The sequence below is a fragment of the Roseibium salinum genome, from assembly GCF_026240905.1.
In the GTDB taxonomy this organism is placed as follows: Bacteria; Pseudomonadota; Alphaproteobacteria; order Rhizobiales; family Stappiaceae; genus Roseibium; species Roseibium salinum.
In genome coordinates this window covers 3,805,497-3,826,057 of sequence record NZ_JAPEVI010000003.1, presented here as the reverse complement: position 1 = coordinate 3,826,057, position 20,561 = coordinate 3,805,497, and the positions used below count along the sequence as shown (strand labels likewise).

Sequence of the window (20,561 nt, the reverse complement as noted above, 5' to 3'; positions counted from 1 at the left end):
AAGGCGTCGCCGGAGTTCCCGGGGAAGCACCGCGGCCGTGCACCGTAAAGCCACGCGATTGACAGTCTCGCGGACCGGTGATAGCGCTAATCCAAAGCGCTTTGGGAAAACCGACCCCTTACATCAATCCACACGGAAATCCGCGAAACCGAAGGAGTCTGTCATGGCAATCAGAACCGTTGTCTGGGGCGAGAATGTCCATGAGCATCACAACGAGATCGTTGCCGGTCTCTATCCCGACGGCATGCATCAGTGCATCGCGGACACGCTGAACACCGACCCGGAAATCAGCGCGACGACGGCAACGCTTCAGGAACCCGAGCATGGCCTGACGGAGAAACGGCTTGCGGAAACGGATGTGCTGGTCTGGTGGGGCCATGCCGCCCATGGCGATGTTGCCGATGAGGTCGTGGAGCGGGTCTGCGATGCCGTCTGGTCCGGCATGGGCATGGTCTTCCTCCATTCGGCCCATTTTGCCAAGCCGTTCAAGCGACTGATGGGCGCCCCCTGCAATCTCACATGGCGCGAGGCCGGGGAACGCGAGCGGCTCTGGATCACCAGCCGCAACCATCCGATCACCCGGGGACTGCCGGACAGTTTCGAACTGGAAATGGAAGAAATGTACGGCGAACCCTTTGGCGTGCCGGAACCGCTTGAAACCGTGTTCATCAGCTGGTTCCAGGGCGGCGAGGTCTTCCGCTCCGGCCTCACCTACAAGCGCGGTGCCGGCAATGTCTTTTATTTCCGCCCCGGCCACGAGACCTATCCGACCTATCACAATGTCAACGTGCAGACCGTCCTGAAGAACGGCGTCAAATGGGCCTTCAACCCGATGGAGCGCGTTGCCAATCCCGGCGCCGCGCCCAACATGCCGGTGGACGCCGCCCACGAGCAGTTAGAGGAACGCGGACCGAAGCTTCACACGGCCGGTGAAGAAGGCTACCGCTGACCTTCCTGCCTTTGGTTCGGAATGCCGTCCCGCGTGACAAGCCTTCCGTGAATGGAGAAAGACCATGACTGCAGCCGCAAATCCCGTCCGGATCCTGATCCTTGGCACCGGCAACATGGCCGCCAGCCACGTCGCCGCCTATCAGAAGATCCCCGGCGTCCAGGTCGTTGCAGGCGTCGACCGGCGCACCGACATTCTCGCCGGCTTCTGCGGGAAGTTCGGCATTCCCGACACGTTCGCAACGCTGGAAGAGGCCGTTGCCTGGGGTGAATTCGACGCGATTTCGAATGTCACCCCCGATGCCGCCCACCATCCCACAACGCTGCTGCTCTTGAACGCCGGCAAGCATGTCCTGTGCGAAAAGCCGCTTGCCACCAATGCCGCCGACGCCCTTGAAATGGCGGAGCTCGCGCGGGCAAAGGGCCTGATCGGCATGGTCAATCTGACCTACCGCAATGTCGCGGTGCTGCAGAAGGCTGCCGAACTGGTGGAGGAAGGCGCGATCGGCGCCCTGAAGCACTTCGAAGCCTCGTATCTGCAAAGCTGGCTCAGCCAGCCGGCCTGGGGAGACTGGCGCACGGAAAGCCAGTGGCTCTGGCGCCTGTCGAGCCAGCACGGCTCCAAGGGCGTTCTTGGCGATGTCGGCATCCACATCCTGGATTTCGTCACCTTCGCCGCCCGCAGCGAGGTGGGCGGCCTGTCCTGCCGGCTGAAAACCTTCGACAAGGCGGAAGGCGGCCGGATCGGCGAGTACACGCTGGACGCCAACGACAGTTTCACGCTTCAGGCCGAACTTGAAAACGGCGCCCTCGGTACGATCAGCGCCACCAGATATGCCTCGGGCCACCTCAACGACCTGCGCCTGCGTCTTTATGGCGACAACGGCGGCCTGGAAGTGATCTTCGAAAAGCAGGTGGAACGCTTGCGGATCTGCCGAGATCCCGACCTGGAGGCGGCCGAGTGGCGCGAGGTGACCGCGGAGCCTGTGCCCACGGTCTATGAGCGGTTCGTGAATTCAGTCCGCGAAGGCACGCCCACCGAACCGGGATTTGACCATGGCGCCAGGCTGCAGCAGGCCCTCGATGCCGCGGAACGGTCCAACGCCGACCAAAGCCGGTTTCTCAATGTCGGCCCGTGAGCCTGGCGGTTGTTGATTGCGCCGACCGGCGCGGGGACGATGACGCGCGCCTTCGCGCCGCCGCAGCGGGCAGCTGAACGGGTGCCTTCAGAGCGATACCCGGAGCTGCAGCGGAGCCCGAGGGCTCCGCTGCAGTAGTGGGTACTTGAGGCAATGCAAGGGACGGATGAAACCGGTCTCCGGCGCCACCCGCCCGTTTGCCCAATCACACTACTCTAGGTCTTCCTGACGCTTCGTTCAGCACACCGAACGGGTTTTCGTTAATTTTTAGACGATGCGGGTTTTATCGCGCGCAAACGGCACAAACGCGGGAGAAACGTGCGGACAAAAACTGCCCCCGCATGTGCCGTCTGCCGTCGATAACGCGCATGTGCTCGGTACCGCCTCGGCGGCGATCTCAGATCGGATAGTGCAGCGCACCGTCCTGCAGGGTGATCCAGCGCAACTCGGTGAATTCCGCAATGCCCCAGTTTCCGCCGAAACGCCCGTAGCCCGATGCCTTCACGCCGCCGAAGGGCATCTGTGCCTCGTCATGGACGGTCGGTCCGTTGACGTGGCAGATGCCTGCTTCGATGCGGCGGGCCACCGACATGGCACGCATGACATCCCGGCCGAAGACCGCCGAGGAGAGACCGAACTCGCTGTCATTGGCGATGCGGACGGCTTCATCGATCGACCCGGCCCGGATGACGACCGAAACCGGCCCGAAGCTCTCTTCCCGGTAGAGCCGCATGTCCGGCGTCACATGATCGAGCGCGGCGGCGTTCATGATCGTCTCGTCGCCGCCTCCGCCGATCAGCCGCGCGCCCTTGGAGACGGCGTCGGAGACCAGTTCCCGGACCCGGTCGGCGGCAGCGGGATTGACCAGCGACCCGAGCGGCGCGGCCCCCTTGCGCGGGTCGCCCGCGGTCAGGGAGGCGACCTTTTGCGCATAGGCTTCGACGAAGGCATCGCCGACCTCGCCGACCGTGATGATCCGCTCAGTCGACATGCAGATCTGGCCCTGGTTCATGTAGGCACCGAAACCGGCGGCCGCGACGGCCGCCTCGATATCGGCATCCTCCAGCACGATCATCGGCGCCTTGCCGCCGAGTTCCAGCAGCGCGGGCTTCAGGTTGCGTCCGGCAATCTCGCCGATCACCTTTCCGACGCGCGTCGACCCGGTAAAGTTCACGCGGCGGACGGCGGGCGCCTCGATGAGGGCTTCCACCAGCTTCGGTGCGTCGTCGGGATGGTTGGAAATGGTGTTCAGAACGCCGTCCGGAAAGCCGCCTTTGGCGACCGCCTCAACGACCAGCGCGTGCGTTCGCGGGCACAGTTCGGATGTCTTCATGACCACCGTGTTGCCGCAGGCAAGCGGCGTGGCGATCGACCGCACGCCGAGGATCACCGGCGCATTCCAGGGCGCCATGGCCAGCACGACGCCCGCCGGCTGACGGATGGCGAAGGCGGTGGTGCCGGGACGGTTGGAAGGGATGATCTCGCCCTTGATCTGGGTGGTGAGCGAAGCCGCTTCCACCAGCATGTCGGCGGCCAGCATGACGTTGAAGCGGCCCCAGCCTTCCGTCGCGCCGATTTCGTCCTTCATTGCCTGAACGATGTCGTCAGCGCTGGCGCGAAGTGATTCCGCCGCATCGAGAAGCGCCTTGCGCCGCGCACCCGGGCTCGTTTCCGACCATGCGGGGAAGGCCTGCGCCGCCGCATCGACCGCCTTTTGCGCATCATTGATCGAAGCAGCCGCGGCCCGGGTCACGGTTTCGCCGGTGACCGGGTTTTCGCGCAGGAACGTGCGTCCGTCTTCTGCCGGAACGTGCTTTCCGCCGATATAGAGATCGAGGCTTTGCATGGTGTCTTCCTTGTCCTGACTATGTGTTCGTCTCTCGGGCGCTCGCGCCACCCAGGAATGCGTTAATCACGGCCGGATCGTCGCGCAGGTCGGCCGCGCGGCCGCTCCCGGCGATCCGGCCCGCCTCGATGAGGTAGGCCCGGTCCGCGATGGCGAGCGTTGCGCGGGCGTTCTGTTCCACCAGCATGATCGTCAGTCCGCCGGCGCGAATGCCTTCAAGCGCGCGGAAGACATCCTGTGCGACGATGGGCGCAAGGCCGAGCGAGGGTTCGTCCAGGAGCAGCACGGCCGGATTGGACATCAACGCCCGCGCGATGGCGACCATCTGCTGTTCCCCGCCGGACATGGTGCCGGCGATCTGGCGACTGCGCTCGGTGAGCCTGGGGAACAGCGCATGGACCTTGTCGCGCTGTGCCTTGGCGCCGACTCTTGCACGCGCCGGCAACGCGCCAAGGGCAAGGTTTTCCTCCACCGACAGCCGCGGAAAGATGCCGCGGCCCTCCGGCACGAGAGCCAGGCCGCGTTCGACCAGTTCATGCTGGGGAACATTCGCAAGATCCTGCCCGGCGAAGACCACCCTGCCGGACGCCGGCTTCACCCGGCCGGCAATGGCATTGAGCAGCGAGGACTTTCCCGCGCCGTTGGCCCCCAGGATGGCGACCATCTTTCCTTCCCCGACCGACAGGTTCGCGTTTTCCAGCGCGGCATGTTTGCCATAGGCGACGGACAGGCCGATGACCTCAAGCATCTTCGACCTCACCAAGGTAAGCGGCGATGACGTGCGGATCGGCAAGCACCTCCCCGGTCGGACCGTCGGCGATCAATGCGCCGGAATTCATGACGAGGCACCGCGGGCAGAGCGCGCGCACCGCCTCCATGATGTGCTCGACCATGAGGATTGTGATGCCGGTTTCCGAGAAGCTGCGGATCAGGGCAATGCCCTCCTTGAGCTCCGTCGGGTTCAGCCCCGCCAGCCATTCGTCGAGCAGCAGCAGTTTCGGCTCGGCAGCCAGCGCCCGGGCAAGCTCGAGGCGTTTCTGATCCAGATAGGTGAGGTCTCCCGCCGCCCGGGCATGGTGCCCGTCCAGGCCGACACGGGCGAGGGCGGCGCGCGCGATCTCCCGTGCCTTTTCGCCCCAGTGGGGAACAGCCCCGAAGACCGCCGACACCATGACATTCTCTTCCGGAGTGAGCGAGGGCAGGATCCGCACGAGCTGGAACGTGCGCGCAACGCCCGCCCGCGCGATCAGGTCGGCGCGCTTACCGGTCATGTCCCTGCCGGCGATGAGGATCCGCCCGCCCGAGGGCGGCAGGGCGCCGGAGACGAGATTCAGGAGGGTCGTCTTGCCCGATCCGTTCGGCCCCAGCAGACCGGCGACTTCGCCCTGCTGAATGCTGAAGGAGACGCGGTCGACGGCAGCGAGGCCCCCGAATGTCTTCGTCGCATTGCGGATCTCCAGCATGCTCATGCCGGCACCTTTTTCGTTGACCGGCGCCACTTGTCGAGCGTGCCCAGCATGCCATCCGGCAGGAGAAACACGACGCCGATGAAGAGCAGGCCAAGAAGCACCGGATAGGTGTCGGGAAAGCTGACGGACAGCCATTCGAACAGCAGGAACAACGGCACGGCGCCCATCATCGGGCCCCAGACCCGATCTCGCCCCGCCAAGCAGCGCCATGATCACGGTCAGGAAGCTGACGGTCGGGTTGAAGACGATGACGGGTTCCACATAGGTCCAGCGCGGCGATGCGATCGCCCCGGCGAGCGTGATGATCGTTGCCGACAGCGTGAAGGCGACGAGTTTGGTGCGGGCGAGATTGATGCCTGAATGGGCGGCGACCGTCTCGTCATCGCCGATCACCTTCAGCGCCAGGCCCAGCCGGTGCCGTCGGATGAAGGCCGTGAGTGCGATCGTGACGGCGGCGAGCGCCAGCATCTGCCAATAGATGCCTCGGGCCGTGATATCCAGGAAGATGTAGCGGCCGAGCGTGCCGGTGATGTTCACCTCGTACCAGGTGATCACCTGCCGGACGAGCTCGGCCAGACCGAAGGTGAAAATGACGAAATAGATGCCGGCGAGGCGGAGCGTCGACAGGCCGACGACAAGCGCCAGGCCCGCACCGATCGCCGCGGCACAGGTGAGCACGGCCGGATAGGGCATCATTTCGTTCAGGACCGCGACCGTGTAGGCCCCCGTTCCGTAGAAGGCGACGGTCGCCAGCGAAATGTAGCGCGTGTGGCCGGAAAACAGCGCCCAGGCGGAAGCGAGCGTGACGTAGCCTGTCATGCCGATCATCAGGCCGAGACTGTAGTCGGAGACGAAGAACGGCAAGGCGGCCAGCCCGGCGGCGACCGCTGCCGCAATGGCGGGGCCGATCATGCGCGCCTCCCGAACAGCCCCTGCGGCCGCCACAGCAGCACCGCCAGAAAGATCGCAAAGGTCGCGGCGAGCGTGAGCCCCGGATCGATCATCACGGAAACGAAGGTTTCCACGAGGCCGAGCGCGAAACCTGCGGCCAGGGCGCCGGGCACGTTGCCGACACCGCCCATGATGACGATGACGAGCGCCTTCATCGTGAAGACGACGCCATCGGTTGCCGAAAATGTCTGGTACATGGCAACGCTCGTGCCGCCGACGGCCGCCAGCGCGGAGCCGAGCGCGAAGGCCTGGCGCGCAACCTTGTTGACGTCGATGCCGACCAGGGGCGCCGAGCCGGGCGTCAGCGCGACCGCGCGCATGATCAGCCCCCATCGGCTTGCCGACAGCGCCAGCGCCAGCCCGCCGCCGGCCACGACGCAGATTGCGAACGCGATCAGGCGGTTGAGCGCGATGGTGACACCGAAGACGGGAATGCCGCGGTCGAGATAGGAGATCGAGGTGAAATTGGCGCCGAAGACCAGCAGCATGACACCCTGGAGCACGAACAGCAGCCCGAACGTCGCCAGGATCGAGTCGACCTCAAGCTTGCCGGGATTTGCCGCCCGGTCGACGAGCGGGCGCATCATCACCGTGTAGAGGACCCAGCCGAGCAGATAGCCGGCCGGAGCCACGAGCAGGATGGAGACCAGCGGCGGCAGGCCCAGCTTCTGGAAGAGAAAGACCAGGCAGAACGCGCTGACCAGGGTCATCTCGCCATAGGCGAGGTTCATGATCCGCGCGATGCCGTACTGGATCGTAAGTCCCAGCGCCAGCAGCGCGTAAGTTCCTCCGAGCACGAGACCCAGAACGAGCGTCGTCATCGATTTCCTCCGGCTTGGAATGCCCGCATGAAAAATGCCTGGCGACCGTCTGCGGCCGTGCCGGAGGACATACCGTCCGGCACGTGCCTTTGACCAAGACAGGTCTCGCTTCAGCTCACCATTCTGGCTTCGGAATGATCGGTTCGGCCGCGCCATCCTTGCCCGCTGGATCGATGCCGCGGAAGGAACCGTCCTGCCACTGGCCGACCCACCAGAGATCGCGAAGCTGATTGTCCTCCAACTTCACCTCACCGATCAGCGTGTCGAATGTCCCGCTCGACAGTTCTCCGGCCAGCTTCTCATGATCGAGACCGACGCGTTCGACCGCCTGCTCCAGCATCTGCAGGGAAACGTAGGTGATGGCCGAGGCCCAGCTGTCCGGCGGTGCACCGGCGCTTTCCATGTGACGCTCGAAATAGGCCTGGATTTCCGGGGATGCGGCGTTCACGCCGCCGATCGACATCACGCCCGCCGGCTTGTCGTTGGCAATGCCCGGATAGATCGGAAAGGCCCCGCCGACGCCAATATAGAAGACTTTCGGATTGTATCCGGCCGACTGCGCCGTCTTGGTCATGCCGAAGGAACCGGGCGGATAGGAAAAGGCGACGAAGCTGTCCGCGCCGGTTTCCTTCGCCTCGTTCATCAGGGCGGCGAAATCGGACGTGCCGAGCGGATAGGACTTGTCGTAGGCGATCTCGAAGCCGGCTTCCTCGAAGGCGGGGCGGGCGCCGTTGACCAGGTCGATGCCAAAGCCGTCCGCGACGGAAACCATGGCGATCTTGCCGTTGATGTGCCCGGCATCGCGCGCACTCTTCAGGACGGCCGCAAGGCCCTCGGCATAATCATGCCCACCCCCGAGCATCCAGAAGCTGCGCTTCCAGCGGGCGGCGAATTCCGGGGCCTTGTCCGTTACCGCGGTGACCGCGAGCTGAGGATATCCGAACCGGTCCATCAGCGGCGCAATGGCAAGGTTCGGGCCCGTCCCCCAGGGCGGCAGGATGAGGTCCACCTCGTCCTGGGTCGCAAGCCGTTCGATGGCCCGCACGAGGTCCTCGTTCGACGACCGGTCGTCATATTCGATGACCTCGATCATGCGTTTCGAGCCGTCCGGCAGGGACAGGCCGCCGGCGGCATTCACCTCTTCGACCCACATCTTGTAATTCGGAAGGGTGGTTATGCCGGCCCCCGTGGCATTGGGTCCGGTCTTGGCAATCGCGTAACCGATCTTGACCGTCTGCTCCTGAGCCCAGGACACGGATGCGGCGGCCAGCGTCAGGCTTGCAGCCGTGGCGGCGAGCAGCGCTCCCATCGCCCGGCGGCGTGTGAATGCTATCATGATTTCCTCCCATCGGCCCGCCTCCCCGCGGGCCGTCCACTGCGGCCGGAACCGTTCCCCTAGCCGGCCTGGACAATGAGGATAGCAGCGGCCTGGCGGCTGAAAATGGACTATTGCGGCCAAGAATTGCACTTTTGCTTGAAGTTGCCCGGAAATTCCTGAAGATCCTTGCCATGCAGCAGGCAACCTCGCAGCACTACAGTCCGCTCTCGCTTCAGCGCGTCCTGAGCCCCCTGGTCCGGTCCGGTTACGGCATTCCGGCACAGGACGCCGTGCTCATGATCCTGCTGACGGGCACGGTCCTGATGGTCCCGCGGGACAGGTCCGGCGAAATGACGGAAATCCGGGGACCGCGCCTCGTCTGGCTGCCGCCGGGAGAAACCGGAGAAATCAAGGCAGGCGCCGGCACCCGCGCCGAGCTGTTGTTCCTGCGCGGCACCACGATGATGAACTATCTGCCCGCCAGTCCGCTCGGCGAACAGATCCACCGGTCACTGGAAAAGCCGATGTCCCTGCCGCTCGAGCGGCCCGCCCCGTTCATCGCGCTGCTCGAGGGCCTTGCCGGGGAACGGCAAAACACGCCCCCCGGCAGCGAACTTGCACAGGTTCATTACGTCGGCCTGCTGCTGCTGCAGGTCTGGCGCGTGCTGCGTCTGGACCTGATCGCCCACGGCCGGGCGCCGCAGGGTCTGGCCGAGCGGTTCATCGCCCTTGCCGGCCAGCATGTGCGCGAGCATTGGTCCGTCGGCAGATACGCGGGCGCGTTGCGCGTGACCCGTGACCGCCTGGGCTCGGCGGTCCGGCGGGCGACGGGCCTTTCCCCACAGGCCTATCTGCACCAGGGGCTGATACGCGAGGCCTGCGAACTGCTTGCCAATACCGGAATGCCGGTCGCACAGGTCGCCTTTCGGCTGGGCTTCTCGGATGCGGCCTATTTCAACCGCTTCTTTTCGGCCAAGACCGGACACTCGCCGGGCCGCTACCGCCGCCAGGCCCGCGAACGCCGGCTGAAAGGCGATACATCCTATGCGGCCTGGCCTTAAGATTCGGCACGTTGCTGCGAGCCGGAGCAAAGCTTTGGGCCGGGCATCGGCTCGGCTGGACGTCAGCATGATGAGAGTGTCTTGCGCAAACGAAAAAGGGCCCAAGATTTCTCCTGGACCCTTTTTGAATTCTGGAGCGGGCGAAGGGATTCGAACCCTCGACCCCAACCTTGGCAAGGTTGTGCTCTACCCCTGAGCTACACCCGCATAGTGTCCCGAGCACCCGGCGATGGCCGCCCCGGCGTCGGTGGCGCTGTATATGAACCATGCTGAGACGGATTGCAACAAGGAATTTTCAGAAATTATTCTGAGCCCGCTTCTGTGGATTTCCTGTGCAGACTGTTCTGGAAAACCGAGGAAAACAGCGGCATTTTCACATAAGTTTTCCCTTGTGATCACCGGCCAAAACACGCTAGATCAAGCTGCTTGCATGTGAAATCGCATGAAAGCGGAAAACTGATCGATTCTAATGCGTTAGAGCAAACGGCCCGTATCGTGACGCATGCGGGCAGGATGTTCTCACCAGCACCACTGCTGGAAAACACGGGAAAAGACATGCCGGCGAGCCGCGACGACCTGATGGCCTTTTTCAAGGATCTCGACATCGAAACCACGACGTTCGACCACGAACCGGTCTTCACCGTCGCGCAATCCGGCGATCTGCACGAGCGCATTCCCGGCGGCCACACGAAGAACCTCTTCGTGAAGGACAAGAAGGGCCGCCTCTTTCTGATCGTGGCCCTTCATGATGCGGAGATCGACCTGAAGAAGGTGCATCAGGTCATCGGCGCGCAAGGGCGGGTTTCCTTCGGCAACGCGGATCTGCTGATGGAGGTTCTGGGGGTCGAGCCCGGCTCGGTAACGCCCTTTTCCCTGATCAACGACCGGGACGCGCAGCGGGTCACGCCCGTGTTTGACGCGGCCATGATGCGGCACGATGTATTGAACTATCATCCGTTGAAAAACGATGCGACGACGTCCATTGGCGCGGACGACCTGATGAAATTCGCCAGGGCCTGCGGCCACGAGCCGCAAATCCTGGCGGTCAGCGAAGAGGCGGACGGCGCGGGCTCCTGAAACCGGAGACCCGATGTTTGTAATTCCGGGGCTGCGGCGCCATGTTAGGGGCCGAATCGACCAGAGGGTCCGGACCCTGGGTAAGGAAAACACGAGGCCGGATCAGCGCGTACCGGCCGGAAAAGACGAGGCGGTACATGAGCAACGGCAACTTCAGCGTGGGCGGCCAGGTTGGCGGCGGCTTCGGCGCCAGCATGGGCGGCGGCTACGGCGGTCAGAGCGGCGGTTTCGGCGGAGATGGCGGCGGAGACGGCCCATCCGGCGGCGATCTGATCTTTGACGTCACGACGCAGACCTTCATGGCGGATGTCATGGAGGCTTCGCGTCATCAGCCGGTGCTCGTCGATTTCTGGGCTCCCTGGTGCGGCCCCTGCAAGCAGCTGACGCCGATCATCGAGGCCGCGGTGAAGGCCGCCGGCGGCCGGGTCAAGCTCGCCAAGATGAATATCGACGAACATCCCGAAGTTGCCGGCCAGATGGGCATCCAGTCCATCCCGGCGGTCGTCGCCTTCAAGGACGGCCAGCCGGTTGACGGTTTCATGGGCGCGCAGCAGGAAAGCCAGGTCAAGGCTTTCATCGAAAAGCTCGCCGGGCCCGCCCCGGTAAGCCAGACGGACACGTTCCTGGAACAGGCCGAGGAACTTCTCGCCGCCAAGGACTACGGCCAGGCGGCGCAGCTTTACGGCGGTGTCCTGCAGATGGAACCGGACAATGTGAAGGCCATTGCTGGCCTGGCCCAGTGTTACCTGGGGGCGGACGACCTCGAGCGTGCCAGGCAGGCGCTCGAACTCGTGCCGGAGGACAAGCACTCCGACGAGGCATACGCCGCGGCCAAGGCGGCGCTTGACCTGGCGGAGCAGGCCGCATCTCTCGGCGATCTCACCGAGCTTCAGGAACGGGTCGAGAAGGACCCGCTCGATCACCAGGCCCGCTTCGACCTGGCTCTGGGACTGAACGGCAGGGGCGACAAGAACGGCGCCGTCGACCAGCTCATCGAAATCATCCGCCGGGACCGGGAATGGAACGAGGACGGGGCCCGCAAGCAGCTGCTGCAGTTCTTCGAGGCCTGGGGCTTCAAGGACCCGGCAAGTGCCTATGGGCGCCGGAAGTTGTCGTCGGTTCTGTTTTCTTGACGAAAGCAAGTTCTGACACACATTAAACTGGAGACTTTGGAACGTTTTCACGCGGTTTGCTCTGCGTGAAAACGGGCCCGATAAAAAAACCAGGCAGGCCGGAAATGCAGGCAGGAAATGCCATCTACGAAACGATCGCGGATCTGCCGCCGGTTCTGCCCGTTTTCCCTTTGTCCGGCGCCCTTCTCCTGCCCCGCACCCAGTTGCCGCTGAACATCTTCGAGCAGCGCTATATCGACATGGTGGACGCCGCCCTTTCGGGCAACCGGCTGATCGGCATGGTGCAGCCGTCCCCGGACAGGATCTCCGACGATCCGGATCATCCTGTCTTGGCGAGCGTGGGATGCGTCGGGCGGCTGACCAGCTTCCAGGAGACCGGTGACGGCCGCTACCTGATCACCCTGCAGGGCATCACGCGCTTCGCCCTGGCGCGGGAAGTGACCCCGTTCGCGGAATTCCGCCAGGTGGAATGCGATTTCGCCGCCTTCGCCCATGATCTCAAATGCGGCAACGGCGAAGACGACGTGGACCGGAACGGGCTTTTGAAGACGCTGCGGGCCTACCTAGACGCCAACAACCTGGAAGCCGACTGGCAAAGCGTCTCGGAAGCCGAGACGGAAGTGCTCGTCAACGCTCTTTGCATGATGTGCCCCTACGGGCCGCAGGAAAAGCAGGCGCTGCTGGAGGCCCGCGATTTGAAAACCCGCGCGGAAACGCTTATCGCCATTACCGAGATGGATCTCGCCAGATCCCAGAACGATGGCGGCACCACGCTGCAATGATCCCAGGACGGAAAGACGACATCATGAGTGAACCCGCGGAACGTCCGGTCGACCGCAAGCTTCTGGAGTTGCTTGTGTGCCCGCTCACCAAGGCAACGCTTGAATATGACGCGCAGGCCCATGAGCTGATTTCCCGCAGCGCCAAGCTCGCCTACCCGATCCGCAATGGCATCCCGATCATGCTGCCCGAAGAGGCGCGCAAGCTGGAAGACTGACCCGGCCGGACGACAGAAAACCAGAAGCCCGGGCGGTGCGCGCCCGGGCTTCTGGTTTCATCGCCAGTCGAAGCGAGTTCAGTATCCCCTGAACATCGGCATCAGGTTGATGATGATGATCTGGCGGAGGAAGATGATGGCGAGCAGCAGGATCACCGGGGAGATGTCGATCCCGCCGAGGTCGGGCATGAACCGCCGGATGGGCCGCAAGGCGGGCTCCGTGAGATTGTACAGGACACGGCCGATCGTGTTGATGAACTCATTGTTCGAATTGACGATGTTGAAGGCAAAGAGCCAGGAGAAAATCGCGCTGGCAATGATCACGTATGTGTAAAGTTCCAGTGCGATAAGAATGACGTTGAAAAGTGCGGTCATGGTCTGGTCCGTTGCCCTTCTAACTCTGTCCCGGTCCTCATGTAGCTTTCTGACGGAGAAGCTGCAAGGCGGCACATGTTTTTTGATCGAATTGCCTGCCCGGAACGATCGTTGGCCGCTGCGACGAGGCGGCTCAGATGCTCAAATGCAACACTTCCCCAAAACCCGGTTTCCTTAGGCTTTGAGTAAGGCTTACTCGTGCTATCTTCGCGCAACGAGATTCCCTCATGGATTGATTTTTATGAACAAGCTGTTGTCGCGTGCCGTACTCGCCCTCGCCCTGGGCACTGTCTCCGGAGCTGCTCTTGCGGAAAGCGGTCGGATTTCCAACCAGGACGCCAGCCGGCAGTTCGTGGTCGATCTCGGCGTCGGGGCGGTCCTCAAGCCGCGCTATGAAGCCGCCGATTCCTACCTGGTCTATCCCTTCCCGATCGTGTCGGTCGGGCGTTTCTATCTGCCGGGCCTGGGCCAGGTGGTGGAAGGCAATCGCCGCTCCGGCGTGTTCTTCTATCCCTCCTTCAATTTCATCGGTGAACGCAAGGCCAGCGACAGCACGGACCTGACAGGAACGGAAACCATCGACTGGGCATTCGAGCTCGGCCTTGGCGGCGGGTTCCGGACGCATCATTTCCGCACGTTTGCGGAAGTGCGCCAGGGCTTCAACGGTCACACCGGCCAGGTCGGCCAGATCGGCATCGACGGCATCGTCTATCCGCATGAAAAATGGGAACTCAGCTTCGGGCCGCGCGCCGATTTCGCCACGGACGAATACATGGACACCTATTTCGGCGTCACGGCGTCGGAAGCGGCCAATAGCGGCGGACGTCTTGCCGCTTACGATCCGAGCGGCGGTTTCAAGAGCATCGGTGTCGCCGCGCGGGCGAGCTATGACTGGAACGACGACTTCCGCCTGCACATCCAGGGCGACTACGACCGGCTCATCGGCGAGGCGGCCGACAGCCCGATCGCCAACGACGGCGGCAAGAACCAGTTCAGCGTCGGCGTCGGCGTCACCTACCGCTTCGCGTTCGACCTGTTCAACTGACGCTTTGGCGCGCCTGGTGCCCAGGCACCGGGCCTCGTCGTAAACGCGCAGGCGCAGAGCCCGCTCACCACTTCGGCAGTTCTGTCGGAACAGACGGCAAAAGCCCCCCTGTCCTCGTGGCGCTTCCGGTCGCCCTCAGTCGTCACATTTGCCCAGCCTGATGCCCTTCGGCAGCTTCGTGGTCTCGTCGCCGCAGGCGCCGAGGATGCGGCTCTGGTCCATGTTGCGGGCGCCCGTCAGGTCGGCGCCGACAAGGCGGGTCCGGCGCAGCAGCGCGCCGTCGAAATCGACATCGGTCAGGTTGGCGCCGGTCAGGTCCGCGCTGACCAGCCGCACGCCGCTGAGGTCGGCCCCGGCGAAATTGGCATTATGCGCCGCAATCCTGTCCAGCTTGCCCTGCCGGAGGCGGGCATTGCGGAAATCCGCGCCCTTGAGATCCATCCGCTCCAGGTTGGCCGCGTCCATTTTGGCATCCCGGAACGAAGCGTTGTCCGCTACGGCGCGTACCAGCAGCGCGTTTCTGAGATCGGTGTCCGCGAAATTCGCGCCCGTGGCGATCACCCCATTGAGATCGGCTTCCCGAAGGTCGGCACCCTGGAAGTTGGCTTTGGTCAGATCCGATTTCTCCAAGTCGACCGATCGCATGCTGGAATAGGAGAAATCACCGCCGGAAAAATCGGCTCGTTCGGCTTCCGTGCGCCGGAAATCGGACTTCTGAAAACGGCCGTTCGGCAAAACGGCTTCCTTCAGATCCACTTCGCGCAGTTTTGCCCCTTTGAAATCGGCATTCTCGAGCTTGAGGGCCCTCAATTCGGCGAGTTCCAGATCGCAGCCGGGGCATCCGCCGTTTTTGGTGATCTCTGCCATACGCCCTTTGTCGCTGCCCGCACCGGCACCGCCGGCCAGGACAAGGACCGTGAAGGCGCCGAAGCAGCCTGCCAAAAACCGGGTGAAGCCATCGCTCATCGCACATTCCTTTTGAGGTAAGTCTCTATCCAAAAGATAGGGCACCAAAACGGCTCTTTAACGACCGTTACCACCCGGCGGTTCGAAATTGTATGAAAAAAGCGTGAGGGCGGCTGCGCAGCAAAACGGGACTGGCCGCTGACGGAAAGTGGAGGGAAGAAGCAGGCGGGGTCGCGATTGCCGGCTTCTTCCTCCATTCAAGCGCTGACGACGCACTACCTGACAATCAGCGTGCCAATTCAATCGCAAAAGCCTTGCCAATTTGTTTTCGGCGGAATTTCTCCAGATGTGGGCTTTCTGGAAGCCGAAGCCACAACATGCTGATTTTGTTTAGAAAAATTTAACCTCTCCTGCATTGCAATCTGCAATGCCACTTGCGAGCATGGCTAAGAAAAGGTTAACGGGAAAGGAGGGCGCCGGCCGCCATCCGCCGGGACGTCTTCGCCCTTTGCGGGCGAGTGGGGAAAGCCGTCGAACTCACAAGAACTCCTCCCTGAGATCGATCGTCGACCGGTTGCCGATGTCCTCAAAGCGCGTGTCGAGCCACGCCTCGGCGGTTCTGCGGCCGATGTCGCGCAGCTCCGTCAGGAAACTCCATTCCGCATTCATCTTGGAAGAGGCCTGCAGCGGCACCAGTTCGGCGGCGGAGATCCGGTGCATATGCACCTTCATGTAATCCTGCCGCGACAGCTTTCCCTCTTCGATCAGCCGGCTGACGAAGTCGATGGCTCTCAGCTCCCGCATCAGCGTGGAATTGAAAGTGATTTCATTCATGCGATTGAGGATTTCCCGCGCCGTCTTCGGCACGACCCTGCGCTCCAGCGGATTGATCTGGATGAGGACGACATCGGGCGTGTCGGTCTCGTAGAAGAGCGGATAGAGCGGCGGATTGCCCATGTATCCTCCGTCCCAGTACGGCTCGCCGTCGATTTCGACGGCCTGGTGGAGCTGCGGCAGGCAGGCGGAGGCCATGACGGCATCCAGCGTCACTTCCTTGTTGCTGAACACCCGGATCTTGCCGGTGAAGACGTTGGTTGCGGCGACGAAGAGCTTTATGCAGTCGCAGGCATGAACCTTTTCGAAGTCGACGGCCCGCTCGACCGCATCGCGCAACGGGTTGATGTTCAGCGGGTTGAACTCGTACGGCGAGGCGAAGCGCGACACCACGTCGAAATAGAGATAGCTCAGCGAGTTGTCGAGGCTCCACCGGCCCAGAAGCACATCGAGCGGCGAGCGCCTGATCGGGCTGTAACGCGCGTGATCGCTGACACTGCGCCAGAAGTCCTCCAGCTGCCGGCGGGCGCCTTTTTCGCCGTCCGCCTCCATGCCGCTGGCAAGAACCACCGCGTTCATGGCCCCCGCGGAGGTTCCCGTGATGGCATCGATCTTGAGCCGTTTGTCTTCCAGGAACCGGTCCAGCACCCCCAGGTGAAGGCGCCATGGGCGCCGCCACCCTGAAGGGCGAGGTTTATCTTCTTGGGGTCCGCCACTGCGGCCCTCCTTCCTGGTTGGTGTGAAGGCCGCAGAAAGACCAGGGTGCGGACCCACAAATGAGGACGAAATGGCATGAGAAATGGCGAAACGCCGTTAGAAAGGGTGCGCAGAGCGGGCCGTGTGCCCGGTCAAGCGCGCTGACGAAGCGGGGTGAAGCCATTTCTCATGCCATTTCGTCCTCATTTGTGGGTCCGTACCCTAGTGCGCGGTCCAGCCGCCGTCGATGGGCAGGATCGATCCGGTGATCGAGGCCGCCGTGTCGGAGCACAGGAACACGGCATATCCGGCGACCTGTTCGATGGTGACGAATTTCTTGGTCGGCTGCGCGGCCAGCATGACGTCGTTCTTGACCTGCTCCTCGGTCATGTTGCGCGCCTTCATCGTGTCGGGGATCTGCGCTTCCACCAGCGGCGTCCAGACATAGCCCGGGCAGATCGCGTTGACGGTGATGCCCTGTTGAGCCACCTCCAGCGCCACCGTCTTGGTGAGGCCCGCAATGCCGTGCTTGGCCGCCACGTAGGCGGATTTGTAGGGTGAGGCGACCAGCGCGTGCGCCGAGGCGGTGTTGACGATCCGGCCCCAGCCCCGTTTTTTCATGCCCGGCAGCACGGCCCGGATGGCATGGAAGGCGGAGGTGAGGTTGATCGCGATGATGGCATCCCACTTGTCGATCGGAAACTCGTCGACCGGAGAGACGAACTGGATGCCGGCATTGTTGACCAGGATGTCGACGGCGCCGAATTCCTTTTCGGCATCGGCGATCATGCCGGCGATCTCCTCGCCGTTCAGCATGTTGGCGGGCGAATAGATGCAGCGGACGCCGAAATCCGCCTCGATGGCCACCCGGGTCTTTTCGATCTCGTCCGCATCGCCCAGGCCGTTGATGACGACGTTGGCGCCTTTTTCCGCAAAGGCACGGGCGCAGCCGAGCCCGATCCCGGAGGTGGACCCGGTGATGACGGCGGTCTTGTTGGCAAGCATGAACGATCTCCCGATGACTGAACCAAATTCCGGCCCATCATTTCACCAGTTCTCGCCGCACCGCAACATCGGATTGATTAAATCCAGGACAGGTTCCGCTGCACGGGAGCGATCAGCGGCGGTTCAGGCGCTGCGCCCCGTGCAGCGCCTTGAGGGCACGCGCCCTTGCGGCCGTCCGCCGTTCGTCGGCCTTCGCATAGTCAGAAGAGCGCAAACCCAGTTGCCGCGCGAAACGTTCCCGGATGAGGCCGTAGAAGGTCGCGTGCAGGCTGGCGAAAATCCAGGTCAGGATCAGCATGGTCCCCATCGGCAGGACCGCCGAGTGGATCTGCTGCCAGAGATCGTTTGCCGGCAGCAGGCGGTCGCTGATGTTCAGCGTGACCACCCAGACCAACACGAGAAATCCCGCAAGCAGGCTCATCACCAGCGCAGAGAAGGCCATGGCCCAGCCGAGACCGGACGTCGCCCGCCAGCTTTCCTTCAAACCCAGCGGATCGTCGACCGCGGCCGCGGGCAGAATGACCGAGAAGCGCTGGACCACCATCAGCGCGATGAACGGGGCCAGGACGAAAAGCAGCAGGCCGACACCCGCCGTCATGGCCGCAACGATCAGCGCCACGATCGCCAGCGGCACCAGGGACAGGGCACCGATCAGGGCGAGGATCACCTGGTTGAGGATCACCCTGAGAGTGCGGGTTTCGAAAGTCAGCGGAAAGTCGCGGGCATCGATCAGGATCCTCCGCACATAGGCGATGGCGATCGAAAAGCCGACCAGCAGATTGGCGATGATCGCCAGCCCCCGCAGTGCCCCTTCATCAACGGCCGCGACGGGCTCGGTCATGTAGGACACCGTCGTGAAGCCGCTTTCCGGCATCATCGCCGCGCCGATCGCGAAATTCAGCGCAATGAGCACCAGGATATAGGCCCAGCCGGTCCGCAGCAGCGTGCCGATATTGTGCTGCGCAAGCGACAGCGAGCGTTCCAGAACGGTGATGAACATGTGCTGCTCCAGGGGTTTCGATCCCGCGTCCGGCAGGATACCGATTTGACGGTACGATGCCAGCATCCCCTCTTGCCCATCAACTCTGCTCTGCGAGCCCGGGGCTGCGGCGATACCTCCGCGAGACGATGTACCGACCGACTGCCGCCCCTGCCCGCAGCCATCCTGCCACAACCGAAACACACAGGGATCCAGATATCAGGGCGAGCGGCCGCGAGCACTTCTTCCAATCATAGCCCGGCAAACCTGCATGAGAACAAGTTCGCCTCTTAAAGGCCTCGTTTCCTTAAGCCAGATGAGAAAGCCGCGCCTGCGACGCGAAATATGTCTGGATTCCGGATCTGCGCGCAGCTGACGCTGCACTTGTCCAGGATAACGGGCAGGTGCGGCACGCTGCGTACCAGCATATCACCTCGGGCGAAGGTAGTCAGCGGAGCCATAATTGACACGTCGGGCATGAGTTTCCTCGCAGGAGGCGGTCATGCCGTGGCAGGAGACGTCGACCATGTGAAAGAGGTCCGCAATTTGACCGCCGAATGTGTCCGGCCACGCCCGCCCCATTGCCCTTTTCGCCCGCAACCCCTAATCATGCGCTGGAAAGTCGGCCCAAGATCCCTCATATGGGGGTCATACGCTCAAAGACCTGCTGGTTCCTGTGATGATTGATGATTTTGCAAAAGCCCTGCCCCGCCGCAAATCCGTCGGCGTGAGGGTCGGCAATGTGCTGGTCGGCGGCGACGCCCCGGTCGTCGTGCAATCCATGACCAACACGGACACCGCCGACGCCGACGCAACCGTTGCGCAGGTCGCCGCGCTGGCCCGCGCGGGTTCCGAAATCGTGCGCATCACCGTGGACCGTCCGGAGGCGGCCGCCGAGGTGCCCCGGATCCGGGAACGGCTGGACCGTATCGGCGTCACCGTGCCGCTGGTCGGTGACTTCCACTATATCGGCCACAAGCTCTTGAGCGACTATCCCGACTGCGCGGCCGCCCTCGACAAATACCGCATCAACCCGGGCAATGTCGGCTTCAAGGCCAAGCGCGACACACAGTTCTCGCAGATCATCGACATCGCGCTGAAGCACGACAAGCCGGTCCGCATCGGCGTCAACTGGGGCTCGCTCGACCAGGAACTGCTGACGAAACTGATGGACGAGAACGCGGCAAGCGCCAATCCGGTCTCCGCCGCCGCCGTGATGCGCGAAGCGATCATCCAGTCGGGCCTCCTGTCGGCCGAGCGCGCCGAAGCCCTCGGCATGGGACGGGACAAGATCATCCTGTCGGCCAAGGTCAGCCAGGTTCAGGACCTGATCGCCGTCTATGCCGACCTCGCCCGCCGCTGCGACTACGCGCTGCATCTGGGCCTGACGGAAGCCGGCATGGGCACCAAGGGGATCGTCTCCTCAGCCGCATCCATGGGCATCCTGCTGCAGCAGGGCATCGGCGACACCATCCGCGTCTCGCTGACGCCGGAGCCGGGCGGCGACCGCACGCGGGAGGTGCAGGTGGCGCAGGAACTCCTGCAGGTGATGGGCTTCCGCGCCTTCATTCCCATCGTTGCCGCCTGCCCGGGCTGCGGCCGGACCACCTCGACCGTTTTCCAGGAGCTGGCCGGCGATATCCAGGACCATATCCGCGAGTCCATGCCCAAATGGCGGGAACAGTATCCGGGCGTCGAGAACCTCAACGTCGCGGTGATGGGCTGCATCGTCAACGGGCCGGGCGAGATCCAAGCATGCCGATATCGGCATTTCCCTGCCCGGCACGGGCGAAACCCCGTCCGCGCCGGTGTTCGTCGACGGCGAAAAGGTCGCGACGCTGCGTGGGCCGGGCATTGCCGACGAATTCAAGCGGATGGTTCTGAACTATATTGAAAAGCGTTACGGCACAGGCGCAAAATCCTCTTCCGATGCCGCCTAGAGCAACCTTCGTCCGGTCGGA

General features: G+C 63.3%; 18 protein-coding genes, 1 tRNA gene and 2 pseudogenes. 9 read left to right on the top strand and 12 right to left on the bottom strand.

Going from position 1 to position 20,561, the window contains the following annotated elements:
* The first annotated feature begins 163 nt into the window (after positions 1 to 163).
* Positions 164 to 949, top strand: a complete 786-nt coding sequence (locus ON753_RS22345; RefSeq protein WP_265965589.1) for a ThuA domain-containing protein — start codon at positions 164 to 166, stop codon at positions 947 to 949.
* A gap of 64 nt (positions 950 to 1,013) precedes the next feature.
* Complete coding sequence (locus ON753_RS22340; protein ID WP_265965587.1) at positions 1,014 to 2,087, top strand: Gfo/Idh/MocA family protein; 1,074 nt, start codon at positions 1,014 to 1,016, stop codon at positions 2,085 to 2,087.
* Between the two features lie 397 nt (positions 2,088 to 2,484).
* On the opposite strand, the gene ON753_RS22335 is transcribed toward ON753_RS22340, so the two are convergent.
* The 6 genes and pseudogenes from ON753_RS22335 to ON753_RS22310 form a co-directional block, all read right to left on the bottom strand.
* Positions 2,485 to 3,933 carry an aldehyde dehydrogenase gene (locus ON753_RS22335; protein ID WP_265965585.1) on the bottom strand — a complete coding sequence of 483 codons (1,449 nt, stop codon included), beginning with the start codon at positions 3,931 to 3,933 and terminating at the stop codon, positions 2,485 to 2,487.
* A gap of 19 nt (positions 3,934 to 3,952) precedes the next feature.
* On the bottom strand, positions 3,953 to 4,681 hold the full coding sequence (locus ON753_RS22330; protein WP_265965583.1) for an ABC transporter ATP-binding protein: 729 nt from the start codon (positions 4,679 to 4,681) through the stop codon (positions 3,953 to 3,955).
* Positions 4,674 to 5,396, bottom strand: coding sequence for an ABC transporter ATP-binding protein (locus ON753_RS22325; RefSeq protein ID WP_265967237.1), 723 nt, complete (start codon positions 5,394 to 5,396; stop codon positions 4,674 to 4,676). The genes ON753_RS22330 and ON753_RS22325 overlap by 8 nt, the downstream gene beginning before the upstream one ends.
* Positions 5,397 to 5,398: 2 nt before the next feature.
* Positions 5,399 to 6,314 (bottom strand): annotated as a pseudogene (locus ON753_RS22320) (branched-chain amino acid ABC transporter permease).
* Positions 6,311 to 7,174, bottom strand: a complete 864-nt coding sequence (locus ON753_RS22315) for a branched-chain amino acid ABC transporter permease (protein WP_265965581.1) — start codon at positions 7,172 to 7,174, stop codon at positions 6,311 to 6,313. The pseudogene ON753_RS22320 and the gene ON753_RS22315 overlap by 4 nt, the downstream one beginning before the upstream one ends.
* A 115-nt stretch (positions 7,175 to 7,289) precedes the next feature.
* Entirely contained in the window at positions 7,290 to 8,510 is a 1,221-nt protein-coding gene (locus ON753_RS22310) for an amino acid ABC transporter substrate-binding protein (protein ID WP_377047062.1), read from the bottom strand.
* A gap of 134 nt (positions 8,511 to 8,644) precedes the next feature.
* Between ON753_RS22310 and ON753_RS22305 the strand changes: the two genes are divergently transcribed.
* On the top strand, positions 8,645 to 9,553 hold the full coding sequence (locus ON753_RS22305; protein ID WP_265965579.1) for a helix-turn-helix domain-containing protein: 909 nt from the start codon (positions 8,645 to 8,647) through the stop codon (positions 9,551 to 9,553).
* A gap of 132 nt (positions 9,554 to 9,685) precedes the next feature.
* On the opposite strand, the gene ON753_RS22300 is transcribed toward ON753_RS22305, so the two are convergent.
* A tRNA-Gly gene (locus ON753_RS22300) sits at positions 9,686 to 9,760 on the bottom strand.
* A 348-nt stretch (positions 9,761 to 10,108) separates the two neighbouring features.
* On the opposite strand from ON753_RS22300, the gene ON753_RS22295 reads away from it, so the two are divergent.
* From ON753_RS22295 to ON753_RS22280, 4 genes are all read left to right on the top strand, one after another.
* Positions 10,109 to 10,630 (top strand): prolyl-tRNA synthetase associated domain-containing protein, encoded by a 522-nt coding sequence (locus ON753_RS22295; RefSeq protein ID WP_265965577.1) that lies wholly within the window; start codon positions 10,109 to 10,111, stop codon positions 10,628 to 10,630.
* Positions 10,631 to 10,824: 194 nt separating this feature from the next.
* On the top strand, positions 10,825 to 11,763 hold the full coding sequence (trxA, locus tag ON753_RS22290; protein WP_377047082.1) for a thioredoxin: 939 nt from the start codon (positions 10,825 to 10,827) through the stop codon (positions 11,761 to 11,763).
* 104 nt (positions 11,764 to 11,867) lie between these two features.
* On the top strand, positions 11,868 to 12,545 hold the full coding sequence (locus tag ON753_RS22285; protein ID WP_265965575.1) for an LON peptidase substrate-binding domain-containing protein: 678 nt from the start codon (positions 11,868 to 11,870) through the stop codon (positions 12,543 to 12,545).
* A gap of 23 nt (positions 12,546 to 12,568) precedes the next feature.
* Positions 12,569 to 12,760 carry a Trm112 family protein gene (locus ON753_RS22280; protein ID WP_265965573.1) on the top strand — a complete coding sequence of 64 codons (192 nt, stop codon included), beginning with the start codon at positions 12,569 to 12,571 and terminating at the stop codon, positions 12,758 to 12,760.
* A gap of 78 nt (positions 12,761 to 12,838) precedes the next feature.
* Here the strand turns inward: ON753_RS22280 and ON753_RS22275 are convergent, their stop codons facing one another.
* Complete coding sequence (locus ON753_RS22275) at positions 12,839 to 13,135, bottom strand: YggT family protein (RefSeq protein ID WP_265965571.1); 297 nt, start codon at positions 13,133 to 13,135, stop codon at positions 12,839 to 12,841.
* A gap of 241 nt (positions 13,136 to 13,376) precedes the next feature.
* Here ON753_RS22275 and ON753_RS22270 point away from each other — a divergent pair, with 241 nt between their 5' ends.
* On the top strand, positions 13,377 to 14,180 hold the full coding sequence (locus ON753_RS22270; RefSeq protein ID WP_265965569.1) for a MipA/OmpV family protein: 804 nt from the start codon (positions 13,377 to 13,379) through the stop codon (positions 14,178 to 14,180).
* Between the two features lie 135 nt (positions 14,181 to 14,315).
* On the opposite strand, the gene ON753_RS22265 is transcribed toward ON753_RS22270, so the two are convergent.
* The 4 genes from ON753_RS22265 to ON753_RS22250 all read right to left on the bottom strand — a co-directional run bounded on the left by ON753_RS22265 (position 14,316) and on the right by ON753_RS22250 (position 18,687).
* Positions 14,316 to 15,146, bottom strand: coding sequence for a pentapeptide repeat-containing protein (locus ON753_RS22265; protein WP_265965567.1), 831 nt, complete (start codon positions 15,144 to 15,146; stop codon positions 14,316 to 14,318).
* Between the two features lie 477 nt (positions 15,147 to 15,623).
* Positions 15,624 to 16,568 carry a patatin-like phospholipase family protein gene (locus ON753_RS22260; protein ID WP_323054771.1) on the bottom strand — a complete coding sequence of 315 codons (945 nt, stop codon included), beginning with the start codon at positions 16,566 to 16,568 and terminating at the stop codon, positions 15,624 to 15,626.
* 270 nt (positions 16,569 to 16,838) lie between these two features.
* Positions 16,839 to 17,621, bottom strand: coding sequence for a 3-hydroxybutyrate dehydrogenase (locus ON753_RS22255; protein ID WP_265965566.1), 783 nt, complete (start codon positions 17,619 to 17,621; stop codon positions 16,839 to 16,841).
* Positions 17,622 to 17,733: 112 nt separating this feature from the next.
* The gene (locus ON753_RS22250; protein WP_265965564.1) at positions 17,734 to 18,687 is read right to left on the bottom strand and encodes a 4-hydroxy-3-methylbut-2-en-1-yl diphosphate synthase; all 954 of its coding nucleotides are present in this window, start codon (positions 18,685 to 18,687) and stop codon (positions 17,734 to 17,736) included.
* Positions 18,688 to 19,279: 592 nt separating this feature from the next.
* Between ON753_RS22250 and ispG the strand changes: the two are divergent.
* Positions 19,280 to 20,540, top strand: a pseudogene (ispG, locus tag ON753_RS22245) (flavodoxin-dependent (E)-4-hydroxy-3-methylbut-2-enyl-diphosphate synthase).
* Positions 20,541 to 20,561 lie beyond the last annotated feature (21 nt).

Bases quoted from the DNA above. Each gene is read 5' to 3' on its own strand.
- ON753_RS22345 (WP_265965589.1), top strand. From the start codon at position 164: ATGGCAATCAGAACCGTTGTCTGGGGCGAGAATGTCCATGAGCATCAC.
- ON753_RS22340 (WP_265965587.1), top strand. From the start codon at position 1,014: ATGACTGCAGCCGCAAATCCCGTCCGGATCCTGATCCTTGGCACCGGC.
- ON753_RS22335 (WP_265965585.1), bottom strand. From the start codon at position 3,933: ATGCAAAGCCTCGATCTCTATATCGGCGGAAAGCACGTTCCGGCAGAA.
- ON753_RS22330 (WP_265965583.1), bottom strand. From the start codon at position 4,681: ATGCTTGAGGTCATCGGCCTGTCCGTCGCCTATGGCAAACATGCCGCG.
- ON753_RS22325 (WP_265967237.1), bottom strand. From the start codon at position 5,396: ATGCTGGAGATCCGCAATGCGACGAAGACATTCGGGGGCCTCGCTGCC.
- ON753_RS22315 (WP_265965581.1), bottom strand. From the start codon at position 7,174: ATGACGACGCTCGTTCTGGGTCTCGTGCTCGGAGGAACTTACGCGCTG.
- ON753_RS22310 (WP_377047062.1), bottom strand. From the start codon at position 8,510: ATGATAGCATTCACACGCCGCCGGGCGATGGGAGCGCTGCTCGCCGCC.
- ON753_RS22295 (WP_265965577.1), top strand. From the start codon at position 10,109: ATGCCGGCGAGCCGCGACGACCTGATGGCCTTTTTCAAGGATCTCGAC.
- trxA (WP_377047082.1), top strand. From the start codon at position 10,825: ATGGGCGGCGGCTACGGCGGTCAGAGCGGCGGTTTCGGCGGAGATGGC.
- ON753_RS22285 (WP_265965575.1), top strand. From the start codon at position 11,868: ATGCAGGCAGGAAATGCCATCTACGAAACGATCGCGGATCTGCCGCCG.
- ON753_RS22280 (WP_265965573.1), top strand. From the start codon at position 12,569: ATGAGTGAACCCGCGGAACGTCCGGTCGACCGCAAGCTTCTGGAGTTG.
- ON753_RS22275 (WP_265965571.1), bottom strand. From the start codon at position 13,135: ATGACCGCACTTTTCAACGTCATTCTTATCGCACTGGAACTTTACACA.
- ON753_RS22270 (WP_265965569.1), top strand. From the start codon at position 13,377: ATGAACAAGCTGTTGTCGCGTGCCGTACTCGCCCTCGCCCTGGGCACT.
- ON753_RS22265 (WP_265965567.1), bottom strand. From the start codon at position 15,146: ATGAGCGATGGCTTCACCCGGTTTTTGGCAGGCTGCTTCGGCGCCTTC.
- ON753_RS22255 (WP_265965566.1), bottom strand. From the start codon at position 17,621: ATGCTTGCCAACAAGACCGCCGTCATCACCGGGTCCACCTCCGGGATC.
- ON753_RS22250 (WP_265965564.1), bottom strand. From the start codon at position 18,687: ATGCTGGCATCGTACCGTCAAATCGGTATCCTGCCGGACGCGGGATCG.